The organism is Planctomycetaceae bacterium, from assembly GCA_041398785.1.
Classification (GTDB): domain Bacteria; phylum Planctomycetota; class Planctomycetia; order Planctomycetales; family Planctomycetaceae; genus JAWKUA01.
Genome location: JAWKUA010000009.1, coordinates 32,084 through 44,724 on the forward strand (window position 1 = coordinate 32,084; position 12,641 = coordinate 44,724).

Sequence of the window (12,641 nt, forward strand, 5' to 3'; positions counted from 1 at the left end):
CGACTCCGTCTCCGATGATCCGCCTTATGGTAGGGGCCGCTGACACAGTCTTGCAGCGGCAATAACCAAATCTCTTGTGTAAGGACACAGACAATGCATCACGTTCTTCCGTTATTCGCGCAGGCCGCTGCTGGTGCAGCAGCGGCTGGCGAACAGGACACCGATAACGGCGCTGCCGTGATCGGCTTTCTTGTGATCGTCGGTATTTTGATCGCGATCTTCAATTCGGGAAACAAGAAGAAGACCTTCGACATCCGGGGAACCGCCCACGAGCGGTAGTTGATCCGTAATCGAGGTCCGTTGCGGGTGTCCGCCAGAAGCGGGCGGACACCCGTACTTAACCGCTTCCGGAGTTTTCCAATGCCGAAGTCGCCGTTCCTGCATCCGCCGTTTGAGTTTGAGCGGCTGCGCGGATTGTGGTGGGTGTTCATCATCGTCTGCATCGCGGTGTGCCTGAAGTGGCCGATCGTGCTGCTGTTTCTGGTGCTGCTTCGATGGCGTGACTTTGGACCAGGCATTGTCTGGTCCATGACCGGCAGGCTGAAACGGAACGGGTGAGGTTTCCTCGAAGTTCCTTCCGATGGGTCCGCAGGCGGCCGGAATTTCGGCCGCCTGCGGATTTCTTCCCGTCCTGATCATCTCCGTTTGTGAGGTCCCCAGATGAAACCAGATTTCTACCAACTGATGATGGCTGATCGGCACCACAATGAAGTGCTGCGTGCAGCGGCTGGTGTTTCCGATTTCGAATTGGAAACAGCGGCCGGGAAGATTCCAGACGATCAGATCGCGCATATCGCCATGTATGTGCTGACGCGGTGCCGGTCCGTCGGCATTCAGCAGGTGCTGATCTTCGGAGGACTGCTGACATTGTTTGAAGCGGCGGTGTCGGCCGATGACCGGCGCGAACTGTTTCAGAACATGATTGAGGATCTGGGCATCTCTCGAACGCAGGCCTATCGCTGCCGGCTGGTGTGGTGTCGCTTCGGAGCTGAGCTGGTGGGTACGCCGCAGCTCGGGAAGTTCTTCGTGGCCGAGAGCCTGAAGATTCTGGCGGAAGATCGGTCTCCCGAACCACTGCGGAGCGAAGCTCTGGATCTGGCGCGGCAGGGTACGCCGGTGACGATCCGGGTCGCGAAGGCGCTGCAGAAGAAGCACGGCGTCGACGTCGACGACAAACGGTTGCCGGCGGAATCACGGCGGGAAACGCCGGCCCGGTCGCGGGCACGTTCTTCGCGGCCGTCGTGGCTGTTTCGCGGCAGTGTTGTCCGGATTCGGCTGGAGGCGACGACACGCAGTGAAGCCACGGGAATCGATGAAGTCATTCGGGATCTGGAAGCGGTGATCGCGGAACTGCGCCGCAGGGGAACCGGTGCCATGAACAGTGACGCGGCGGTGGCCTGAGGAGACATCACCATGTTCGAAGACTTTCGGGACTTTGACGAAGCGTTTGCCGACGCGCCGGTGTCGCCGGTGTCGGCTGGCAGTTCACCGCTGCGGCGCAAGAAGACGCTCAAACAGAAGCTGGTGTTCTGTGCGGCCAACCTGATCATCATGCCGGTCATTGCCATTGTGTATGCCACGGTGATTGCGGACGGCATCCGGATGCTGATGCCGATCTTCCGCCGGAAGCTGTATCAGCTGCCGATCCCCGGAGCCGGGCTGGCGCGACAGTATGACGGCTGGGATCGCGCCGATCTGGCGATCATTGTCGCCCTGCTGCTGTTCGTGGTGGTGACGTGGGTCTGGACGAAGGTCTTCGTGCAGCTGCAGCACTACGAGTCCATGGCCATCCAGGTGCAGCGGTCACCGATCGTGTTTCGGCTGCTGGCCTTTCTGGCGGCCGTGCTGGTGATCGGCGACGCCGGCATCTTCTACGTCGGCCTGTCCAGCCAGACATCCTCCGGCTGGTCGGAATCACCAGGCTGGGTCGTGCCGGCCGCCACGCTGATCTACTCGTGCGGACTGGCCGTCATCGGCTGGTGGCATTCGGACTATCAACACAACAGCTCACCTCTGGTCTAAGGAGTGATCGATGAAGATGGAAGAAAGCACACTGCTGCTGGTCCTGTTTCTGATTCTGCTGCTGTGCGCCGGCTGCGTGGAATCGCCGGCGACCACAGATGTCACACCGTTCGACGAACAGAGCGTCGACGCCTGTCTGTCGATCGTGGTCGACATGTCGGCTTCGTTCCGCGAACGCTGGGACGACCGGGCCTACGACCTGTTCCTGGACATCTCCGAACGCTTCTTCACCGAAGCTTCGATGGGCGGTGACACGAAGCTGATCATCGGCCAGCTCAGCGGCAGCAAACAGGTGCTGCTGTTTGAAGGTCGACCGCAGGATCTGCGGCGCAAGTTCCGCGGTCCCGAGGAATTCAATCAGTTCCTGAAGGATCGCTCCGACCCGACCGGTTCGCAGGTGTTCGACGCGACTCGCCGGGCGGTGGAACACGTCGGTTCGGTGGCGGGAGTTTCTGACGACACGAAGCTGCTGACGGTGATTCTCAGCGACATGCAGGATTCGCACGGTGACCTGCAGGCTCAGGCGAAGATGATCGATTCGCTGCGGGAGTATGCCGGTCGCGGCGGGGCGCTGGCCCTGTACTTCGTTGCCGAAAGTGAAGCACCGCGGTGGCGGGCAATCCTCGACGAAGCTGCTTTCCGGCCCGGCTATTCCATCATCGAGAACGAACTGGCCGCCAGTCCGCAACTGCCGCGATTTGAATAAGGGGCGATGGGAAGATGACACACCGCAGGGACGGAAAACCTCTCGGTCTACTGGACGATCTGCCGCGGGGCCGCGATGCAAAGACGATCGGAACGGCTCCGCATTCGTACTTCGAAGCTCCGGAAAATCTGGCAGCGACCGAATCGCTGAAGTTCGACGCGAAGGGCAATCCGCATGCAAAACTGTTTCTGGGAGTGGTCGGCGGGAAGGTCAGCAGCGGCGGCCGAACGTCCGACGGTCGCGTGCTGCGACAGGTTTCGGGCGGCACACCGATCGGACTGTCGGACGACCGGCATCACTGTCTGTGGGCGGGCAGCCGCGGCGGCAAGGGCCGCGCGGTGCTCGTGCCGAATCTGATTCTGCTGCCGGCGACCACCAGCCTCTGCTGCATCGATCCCAAAGGCGATCTCGCCCGGATCACCGCGCGCTGGCGGGCTGAGGGCTTAAAGCAGCGGGTCTGCGTGCTCGATCCGTTCGGAGTTTCCGGACCGGGAACCGCACGCTTCCGCGTGTCGTTCGATCCGCTGGCGTCGCTCGATCCGCATGACCCGAACACGTTCGTTCCAAACGCGAAACTAATCGCCGATTCGCTGATCGTCTCCGGAGACTTTAAGGATCGGCACTGGGATGACACCGCCAAGCAGGCACTGGCCGGAGTCATCTGTCACGTCGCCACACACGAACGCTACGAAGGAATGCGCGACCTTGTCACGGTCTGGCATCTGGTGGCCGAACTGACGGCTCCGGACCCCGATGATCCCGGCCGCTACTGGCTCGAAAAGGAAATGCTGAACAACGACGCGGCCGGCGGCATGATCCGCAACGCCGCCCGACAGTTCTACGGCCGCACCGGCGGGGAGTTTTCGTCGGTGCTCAGCAACCTGAGAAAACATCTCGACTTCCTCGGCATCCAGTGCGTGCAGAACTGCCTGACCGGGGAATCCATCAGCCTCAGGGATCTCAAACGCGGCAGCATGGCGCTGTACGTCACGCTGCCGGCGATGCGGATGGGCGACCTCAGCGGCTGGCTGAGAATGATCGTGCAGCTGACGCTGGCGGCTCATGAAGAAGAACAGACTCAAATGGGAGGCTCGACGGTGATGGTGCTCGACGAATTTCATGTGCTCGGCCGGCTGTCCTGCCTGGAGACCGCCGCAGCGCAAATCGCGGGGCTCGGCGTAAAGCTCATTACAGTCGCCCAGGATCTGGGTCAGATCAAAAGCAAGTATCCGAACTGGGAAACTTTCATTGGCAACGCGGCGGCGATCCAGTGCTTCGCGCTCGCCGATCAGACCACGCTCGAATATGTGTCGAAGCGGCTGGGAGACGCTCCGACGCTGTCGCGGTCCACGAAGGCTCCGGGGTTCGACGAAGCCACCCGGCACGCGGCCACCGGCGAATCGTGGTCACTCGGCGTGCATCCGCTGCTGACGGCCGAGGAAGTCGGGCGGTATTTCGCTCGCGAAGACCACCTGCAGCGGCAACTCATTATTCGTCCCGGCTACCGCCCGGCCGTACTGATGCGGGCCTGTTATGACCAGCACGAACTTTTCAGCGGACGCTTCGACCATGTTTAGACCAGGCTACATCCAGGTAACCGCTCCCGGCCTGCCGCCGTGGCCGAAACTGTGGTACGACGAACGGAACAAGCGTGTGCTGGTCACCGCCCGGCTGCCGACCTGGCGCAGCGTGGAATGGGCGGCCCGGGCCTGTGCCCTGATCTGGATCTCGATCGCCGTCTACGCCGCCCGTTGGATGTGGCGTTTCCTGCTGAACGACTATCAGCCGGGCGAAGCCTTCATGCTGTCGGTGTTCGGCACGCTGATCCTGATCATCTTTCTGAGACCGCTGGTGCATGCTTCGATGCGGAACTTTCTGGCGCGGCAGATCTTCTCCTCGCGGTTCACCGTCTGGTTCCGGCCCGACGCCATCGCCTTCCGCAGCCGGCTGTACGACAACGGAGTCATCCTGCGGCGCACATGGAAGGGTCAGCCCGTGCAGGGCCGGTTCGAACTGACAACCGACACGGCCGCTCAGGAACTCAATGATGACTGGGACGTTCGCAAGCGCATCCAGGGCAACTCACATCTCAAGACCGCCAGCATCCTGAGAATGATCGTGACCACCACGAACCCGCACCGCGATCTGGCACTGACCAGCCAGCCGAACTTCGTCCGCGACATCCCGCTGACGGAAATCGACACCAGCCACGCCCAGCGATTCACCATCGTGCTGTCCGCCGCCGCATCGCTGACCAGTCAGCCACCAAAGTCGAAACAGCGCACTTCCCACGGCGTCGACATCGACGCGCCGCGTACCGACCCGGCGTAACTCCGCCGAGCTTCCCGTCACCCCTCACCCGCAACCGCGCCCACCGTGCGCGCGGGCCATGGGGCCATAGGAAAAGGATGAGTTCCATGAACCTGACCACCATGATTCTGCTGTCGCTGAGCGTCTCGGTCGACGTGCTGGCCCTGGCCACCGCCCTCGCCCTCCGCCGCCCGCCCCCGTCCCTTTCCCATTGCCTCGTCTGCATCACCCTCTGGTCAGCCACCGCCACCACCATGCTGCTGACCGGCTGGCTGGCGGGAGACATGCTCCTCACCGAATGGCTGGCAGAACACCGGTGGCTGGCCGGTGCCGGACTGGTGTGGATCGGCCTGCAGATGATCTTCGCCAGCGGATCTCCGCGGACCTCCGGAAGCGGCGGCCCGATTTCCATAGCGGGCTGCCTGGTTCACGGCCTGCTCGTCAGCATCGACACCTGCGTGCTGGGAGCCGCCCTGGCGATGAAGCGCCTGCCAATCCTCCAGCTGGCCATCATCGTGTCCTTCGTAACAGCCACCGTCACTCTGCTGGGCTTCGGCTTCGCCCGCCACTTCCAACAAACCACCGGCCGCGCCGCCGAAATCGCCGCGGGCGTGTTCCTGCTGGCAGTCGGCGGATGGCACTTCTGGGTCTGATGGACCGGGACACGACCGAACCGGCACGACTGCAACGATTCAACACGAGGAGTTCCCGGTGATGGACATGATGAATAACGACGACTCCGTCGAGGTGCTGCCGCAACTGCTGAGCAAGTCAACGGTCTGCCAGCTTCTGGACGGTGTGACGACAAAGCACGTCGAGAACCTTGTCCGTTCCGGGCGCATGCCCGAACCGGTCTATCTCGGCCGCAGTCCCCGCTGGAACAGATCGCGACTCATGGACTGGATTGCCTCGGGATGTCCGATCGTTGATGTGAACAAGCACGCGTCGTGGCAGGCGGAAAAGTCCGCCCCGACTCATTGAGTGTGGAAGTCGTCACACAGGGCTCATACGATGGAAGCCGCGGGATAGGGTCGCTCCCGAAAACCGGTTTCCATCACCGGCTTCCCGCAACTGTTTACCAAGGTGGAATCACTTCTGATGGAGAGTGTTCAATGGCGAGCGTAACGAAAGACTCCAGGGGTTACCGCGTCTTCTTTGTGTCCCCTGAGGGTAAGCGCAGGTCGATTCGCCTCAGCGGGTTCAGCAAGGCACAGGCCCTGCAGATCGGCAGGCATGTCGATGAACTGGTGATGGCAGGCACATCGGCGCAGCCGATCGGCCGACAAACGGCACTGTGGCTCAGTGAGATCGGCGACAGGCTGCACGACAAGCTGGCTTCGGCCGGGCTGGTTGAAAGTCGCACACGGGCCGCCGAATCAGCGCCCGCGCTGCTGATGGACTTTGTGGAGAGCTTTATCGCTGACGGCAAGACCGCACAGGGCCTGCCCGCTGCAAAGATGACCATCGCGAAATGGAAAACCGTTCGCGGTCATCTGCGGTCACACATCGGAAACCGCGATATCACGTCGATCGCGCGGCAGGATGCGCGGCAGTTTCGGCGGGCACTCGAGCGTCACCGGTTCGCAAGGACGAAGACGAACCCGGAAGGCAGGCCGCTGTCAGAAAACGCCATCCGAAAGATCATCGGAACGACGAAAGTGATATTCAATGCGGCGCGGCGGCTGGGACTGATTGAACACAACCCGTTTGAGTTTGAAGTCTCCAGTGTTCGGCCAAACCGGAGCAGAGACTTCTTCGTGACAAGTGACATGGCTGCAAAGATTCTGGACGCCTGCCCGGACGCTCAGTGGCGGGTCATGTTTGCGCTCTGGCGGCTGGCCGGACTGCGAAAGATGGAGATCTTCGACCTGGGATGGGATGACATCCTGTGGGACCGGGGCCGCATCCTGGTAACGTCGTCGAAGACCGCCCACCATGACGGCAAAGGCAGCCGTTTCGTTCCGATCGGCGGCGTGCTGCCGTATCTGCAGGTCGCCTCCCGGACAGCCCCCGAAGGATCGGAGAACGTTGTCACCCGGTTCGCCCGGTCAAACAGCAATCTCGATAAGCCGATGAAACAGATCATCGAACGAGCGGGACTGAATCCGTGGCCAAAGCTGTTCAACAACCTTCGTTCCAGTTGCGAAACCGAATGGCTGGACGCGGGAATTCCGGCCCACGTTGTCGCCAACTGGCTGGGGCACAGCGTGAAGGTTCAGAACGACAACTACGCACAGGTGGATGACCACCACTTTGACAGGTTCAACGCCGCAGCAGGCTCTCAGGTGGTGCGCCAGGTGGTGCAGTACACACGCGAACTGAGGGAAACCGGCGAAACCGAAACAAACGATGGCCGCGAAAAACCAAGTGTTTTTCGCGGCCATTCGCATGAGTTACCACCCAAGGGCAACCGCCGATTGGTCCCAACAGGACTCGAACCTGTGACCTTTCGGATGTGAACCGAACGCTCTAACCAACTGAGCCATGGGACCGGCGTGGTGAGTTTTAGTCGGTTGGGCCGATGCCTTCAAGAACCCGCTAATTTGTCAGTGGGTTGCCGACGGAAGGGATGGCCGATGAGTCGGATCGGAACGTTGTCCAGAATCGGCGAGACGGCATTGTTCTTGTCTGGTATTCGTTCAGCCACTGAACGTAGTCGGGAGTCTGCGGCGGTGAGTCGTCCGCGGCAAACGGGTAGCTGGTCATGGCTTTGAACGGATACGGTTCGCTGGACTGGCCGTAGATCGTGCCCAGGTTCGCGTCCTTGTCGTAGCCGACATTGCGAAGGACGAAGTCTCGGGTCCAGCCGGCGGGCGGCGGAGTTTCCGGAACGGCGAATGAAACTGTCATTTCGTCTCCGGCCCCCATCACAACCATCGTATCATCGTGGTCGATCAGAAGCGGAGCGACCTGGCCGTAGCGCGTGAAGCGACCGGACATCGCGGGCCACGCCGGTTCGCTGATGACAGCGTCGTAGTCGTAGCCTTCGGGAGCCCGGCCGTTGCGGAACAGAGCATTGTCGCCGTACGTTCGGCGACTGAAGCCTCGATAGTGCAAGTCGGCATCAACCAGCGGGCAGTCGTGAGCGACCGTCGGCGCATCCGGTTCGTCCACGGTGAAGAACGCCTGATCCCAGTAAAGTTCCATGCTGGAGCGAATACGGAATTTCGTTGTGTCGGCATCGACGACGTCCGACAGGTCGATGACCATGGCCTTGGTTTTTCCGCTGGGAAAGCCGATGAATGGCAGGGCCGTCTTCCAGCCGCCGTGTCCGTCCGGAACTTCGATCAGCGGCGGCAGCGGGGGCTGCAGGTCCGCATTTTGTTCGATAGCGAAGTTCAGCGACGTGTCCGTCGGGAAGACCCAGCCTATCAGGAACAGCCGCACTGAACCGGTCGCCGTCGCTTCCGTGCCGTCGGTGGACGTGTCCGGTATCGCCGACGATCCCAGATCGAATTCCATCGTCCATTCATCGACCAGGCCCTGCATGACGCGAGCCTGAAACGCCTGGACGTAGTCGCCATCCTGAGAAGTCAGTCCTGGTAACAGATCGTTGCCGCGGCCGTCAGTGATGCTGACGGGCAGGAGCGGCTTACGAACGGTGTGAATGCGGTGTTCGGCCAGTTGCGGCGGACCGACCTTTTCATTTGTGAAGATGTCGACGTCCGCCGGATGATCGATGGCCGTCAGTTCCACCTGATCGAAGTATGCAGCCTCCCACAATTCCTCAGTCAGTTGCAGCATGTAGCGTCCGTTATTTTCAACAAGAGAACTGCCGGGAATCAGCAGGTTCTCCCATTCGCGCGTGGGAGCCAGTTCGCCGCTGGCCTGGACGAGACCCAATGGCGCGGCCCACAGACAGTCGCTGAAGAACTCGAACCTTTCGCCGGTCCAGGTGTAGATGTAGGGACATGACGTATGAAGGATCTGAGGCGCCAGAATCCCGAGTTTCGCCGTCAGCAGTTCCGGGACAGTGATGTTCTGCGGAATGCCGTCCGTCCAGATCACGCGAATCGCATCAGGGTGACTGCAGGTTCCGAGGCCGATGTGCAGCTTCGGTTCGTTGATGACATGTGCCTGATAATCACTGCCGCAGCGAACTTCGATCACGGCTCCCGTGGCGTGAAGATTCGCACGCTGCGATTGAACCTGCGGGTCGTCCGGTTTTGCACGGCAGACAACAGTGATCCACTGGTTTGTATTGCCGCCGTCGTTGAGCAGGACAGATGCACCGGTGGAACTGCCGGACGCGCCGGCGACGATGATGTCCAGGTCACCGTCGTCGTCGAAATCGGTGGCGGTGACATCGCTGATGCTTTGAAGCGCCGGGCAAAGGGAACTCAGGTCTTCGAACGTGCCGTCGCCGTGGCTTCGAAAAATCTTCACGCCATCGTCCGACCATGCGATCAGGTCGGATCGTCCGTCGTTGTCGATGTCGGCGGTTTGAACTCCGACCATTGCGGACTCCGTCAGCCGAGTTGTCTTCAATTCGGCCAGCGGCGAACCGGCTCCGCCGCGAACGAGTGTCACCGTCAGGCCGCCTGGCCCGGCTGCTGCGACGTCCCAGCCCTGACGATTGTCAAACTGCCCGACCGCGAGCCCTGTTGCTCCGGCAATGCCGTCGAGTCCCGTGCCGGAGGTCTGCCAGCGAAATCTGGCGTGCATCATGTTTTCAACCAGACCACCCTTTGCAGAAGGATCGGCGGGCGCCGCGATGACATCCATTGCCACGTTCCGATCCCAGTCGACTCCTGCCAGGGCGGTGACCGGTTCCGCGGGCAATGCCGCGTTCGGCTTTAAATCGGCAAAGTTTGTTCGGTCAAGATTCTGCCACAGAGTGACGCCGGCGGCCGTGCCGAAGACGAGGTCGAGGTCACCGTCCGCATCCAGATCGGCGGCGGTTGCAGTTCGGACATCGGGAACGTCGGACGTTTGTGGCAGCGGTGTCAGGTGTCGCCGGCCCGATTCATCAGTTTCGTTTCGAAAGACGCGGACACCGGCATCCGTCCACAGCACGACATCAAAATCTGCGTCGTACCAGCGGCGTTCGCCGGCGGGATCGCTGACGATCTTCTGATCACCGTCCCGGTCACGCAGCAGCCGCGGGCTTTTCAGTTCGGACACGTTGCGATCGTCGTCGCGGTCGATATCGGCCAGCAGGAAACCGCGAGCCGGCGGCGTGTCAAGGGGAGCCGACAGCAGCAGTGTCCACGCGGCCTGAAGATCTTCGCCGCGCGACCAGACTTCGAACCGGCCATCGCGTATCACAATCAGGTCATCGAAGCCGTTCAGGTCAAAGTCCAGGCATTGCAACTGAGTAACTCCCGATGGCAGGCCTTCGATCGCCGCCTGAGTGAACGACTTCACGACGGTCTCGGGAACGGCAGCGTCGTCGAGTGCTCCGGCTTCGCGAGCGGCGGCCATGAAGTCGTCGTCGAAATCGAGCAGCACGTATTCCAGCAGGTGCCGATCGACTCGACGCTGATCGATCTGCGTAGCGACTTCCGCGACGATCAGGTTCGACGCCATCATGGCTGGTCCGGTGAGTGCTGCGGGATTATCGGCTGACTTGCCAAGCGCTTTCTTCAGTGTGTCGATCACGTCGACGCGATGACGCTTCTTCACGAGTTCGTTCAGCGGCGCCAGCAATTCCGTCGCGGTTGTCAGAGTGCCCGTGATGCCGGCCGCCGCTTTTCGCGTTTCGTCATCCGGCGAGTTCAGACACACCGCCTGCTTGTGCATCAGCTTCTGCAGAAGCGAAAAGTTCTGCGGAGCCATCTGAAACGTTTGCTGCAGGGTCTGAATCAGTTGCGCGGATTCGGAGTATTCTCGGCTTTGATCCATGGCCAGAGCAACGGCGTAGCGGAAGTCCGGCGCAGCCGGCTGAGCATCCGCTGCCGCCTGCAGCAGTTCGATGGCTGTGCGTGTCTGTTCCGGTTCCTCAGCGGTATGAGCGAGCAGCTTTCCCATCAGCATGTCGGCGAGCGCCCTGTCGTAGTCAGTCTTCGCCGCGTTGCGATACGAACTAACTGCCGCTTGCGCCATTTCGATGGCCGTGTGGTATTCAAGAACTTCGTCCGGAGATCCTGTCGGCTTATAGGGAGCGTCGTTGGCGATGATGCTCAGGACTCGCAGAATTGCCAGGTCGCGTTCCGCCAGCATATTGCCGGGCAGCAGATCCGCCAGTTGCGAGAGCGATGCTTCCGCGTCAGCCCATTCGCTGTTTTCCAGATGAGCGATTCCGCGGTTGCGAAGGCGAATCGCCTGGCGAAATTCGTCGCGAGTCAGATCCGGCTCCGCTGCGACTGCGCCCTGTTGATTGCCGTTGCCGACCGCAGTGCCGCTGCTGTTCGCGGAAGATCCGGCTCCGCCGGAACTAGTGGGTTCATCCGCCGGATCACAGCCGGCAATGGCAATCATTGCGACGGCCAGCGGAAGGATTCGAAACAATGTCGCAGGGGAACTTGATGATGACATCGCAGGCTTCTTTCCGTCCGCAGCGATTCGGTCGACAGTCCGAGAGAAGGTTTCCGTAAGCGTGACTACGAAGACTAACCGCAGCACCGCGAAGGGAAAATCATGGACGGCGCCTGCGAAAACGAAAACAGACCGCGCCGAAGCATCGACGCGGTCTGCTGAGATGTTCCCGACAGTCTGTGGAGCAACGGTTCTGTCGGGACACTTCGAAGGAGTCTGAATCGCGCGCTACCGGTTGTCGCTTTCCGCGACTTCGGTGTCCGGTTCAGGCCGCGATCGCTGTGCGCCGTCCTTGCCAAGCCCCGGACGACCGCCGCGACCCTGGCCTCGTCCGAATCCACCTTCCCGCATGCGTTCCATGATCTGTTTTGTCAGGGATTCGATTTCGGATTTGTCCAGAAGTCCGTCGCTGTTTGCGTCAACGGTATCGAACCGCTGCTTCACGCGTTCAGGAGCTTCGTCTTTGGAAATCTTCCCATCGCCATTGGTATCCGCTTCCATGATGCGGGCCGTCATTTGTTCCGGACGAAATCCGCCAGGGCCACCTGGGCCACCAGGGCCGCCTGCACCAAAACCAGGGCCGCCTCCAAATCCCTGACCGCGACCAAAGGCCGGCCCGCGTCCGAATCCGGGACCACCCGGACCGCCGCCGAAACCCTGACCTTCCGGCGGACCCATGGGACGCAGCTCTTCGCGAGTCAGCTTGCCGTCATTGTTCGCATCCAGCTTCTTCAGCACGACGGCAGCCTGCGCGATTTCCTCGGAAGAAATTTCGCCGTCGCTGTCTGCGTCGAGTGCGGCCAGAACAGGATTGAAACCCAGTGGTCCGCCCGGACGTCGTTCGCCGTCACGCGGACCTCGATCCCGCGGGCGTTCACCATCGCGAGGTCCGCGTTCGCGCGGCGGTCGTTCGCCGTCGCGCCGTTCTTCGGGAGGCCGGTCGCCTTCGGGAGGCTGAGCAATCGCTGCGTTTGCAAAAATCGTCAGTGTCAGTGCCGACATGGCCATCAGGCCGGATGCCAGTTTTCTCATCGTATTTCTCCGCAGATCGGGCTTGATTGGTGTGAAGATTGAACTGAGTTGTCTTGACGCCGATGCGTCGTTCATCCGGATAAGCAGATAAACG

11 protein-coding genes and 1 tRNA gene are annotated in these 12,641 nt (G+C 61.2%); 9 read left to right on the forward strand and 3 right to left on the reverse strand.

The features are described 5' to 3' along the window. The first annotated feature begins 93 nt into the window (after positions 1–93). The 9 genes from R3C19_12210 (at position 94) to R3C19_12250 (ending at position 6,019) form a co-directional block, all read left to right on the forward strand. A complete protein-coding gene (locus R3C19_12210) occupies positions 94–279 on the forward strand; it encodes a hypothetical protein (GenBank protein MEZ6061120.1) in 186 nt (61 codons plus the stop codon). An 81-nt stretch (positions 280–360) separates the two neighbouring features. Then, positions 361–558, forward strand: a complete 198-nt coding sequence (locus R3C19_12215) for a hypothetical protein (GenBank protein MEZ6061121.1) — start codon at positions 361–363, stop codon at positions 556–558. Between the two features lie 102 nt (positions 559–660). Further along, a complete protein-coding gene (locus tag R3C19_12220) occupies positions 661–1,401 on the forward strand; it encodes a hypothetical protein (GenBank protein ID MEZ6061122.1) in 741 nt (246 codons plus the stop codon). Between the two features lie 12 nt (positions 1,402–1,413). Then, positions 1,414–2,022, forward strand: a complete 609-nt coding sequence (locus tag R3C19_12225) for a hypothetical protein (protein MEZ6061123.1) — start codon at positions 1,414–1,416, stop codon at positions 2,020–2,022. Between the two features lie 10 nt (positions 2,023–2,032). Beyond that, complete coding sequence (locus tag R3C19_12230; GenBank protein ID MEZ6061124.1) at positions 2,033–2,728, forward strand: hypothetical protein; 696 nt, start codon at positions 2,033–2,035, stop codon at positions 2,726–2,728. Between the two features lie 14 nt (positions 2,729–2,742). Next, positions 2,743–4,305: a type IV secretory system conjugative DNA transfer family protein gene (locus R3C19_12235; protein MEZ6061125.1), complete on the forward strand. Its 1,563-nt coding sequence runs from the start codon at positions 2,743–2,745 to the stop codon at positions 4,303–4,305. Continuing rightward, complete coding sequence (locus tag R3C19_12240; protein ID MEZ6061126.1) at positions 4,298–5,059, forward strand: hypothetical protein; 762 nt, start codon at positions 4,298–4,300, stop codon at positions 5,057–5,059. The genes R3C19_12235 and R3C19_12240 overlap by 8 nt, the downstream gene beginning before the upstream one ends. An 86-nt stretch (positions 5,060–5,145) precedes the next feature. After that, positions 5,146–5,691 carry a manganese efflux pump gene (locus tag R3C19_12245; GenBank protein MEZ6061127.1) on the forward strand — a complete coding sequence of 182 codons (546 nt, stop codon included), beginning with the start codon at positions 5,146–5,148 and terminating at the stop codon, positions 5,689–5,691. A 58-nt stretch (positions 5,692–5,749) separates the two neighbouring features. Then, positions 5,750–6,019 (forward strand): hypothetical protein, encoded by a 270-nt coding sequence (locus R3C19_12250; protein MEZ6061128.1) that lies wholly within the window; start codon positions 5,750–5,752, stop codon positions 6,017–6,019. Between the two features lie 1,437 nt (positions 6,020–7,456). Here the strand turns inward: R3C19_12250 and R3C19_12255 are convergent. The 3 genes from R3C19_12255 to R3C19_12265 all read right to left on the reverse strand — a co-directional run bounded on the left by R3C19_12255 (position 7,457) and on the right by R3C19_12265 (position 12,547). Next, a tRNA-Val gene (locus tag R3C19_12255) sits at positions 7,457–7,530 on the reverse strand. Between the two features lie 46 nt (positions 7,531–7,576). Further along, positions 7,577–11,515 (reverse strand): CRTAC1 family protein, encoded by a 3,939-nt coding sequence (locus R3C19_12260; protein MEZ6061129.1) that lies wholly within the window; start codon positions 11,513–11,515, stop codon positions 7,577–7,579. A 228-nt stretch (positions 11,516–11,743) separates the two neighbouring features. Further along, the gene (locus R3C19_12265) at positions 11,744–12,547 is read right to left on the reverse strand and encodes a hypothetical protein (GenBank protein ID MEZ6061130.1); all 804 of its coding nucleotides are present in this window, start codon (positions 12,545–12,547) and stop codon (positions 11,744–11,746) included. Positions 12,548–12,641 lie beyond the last annotated feature (94 nt).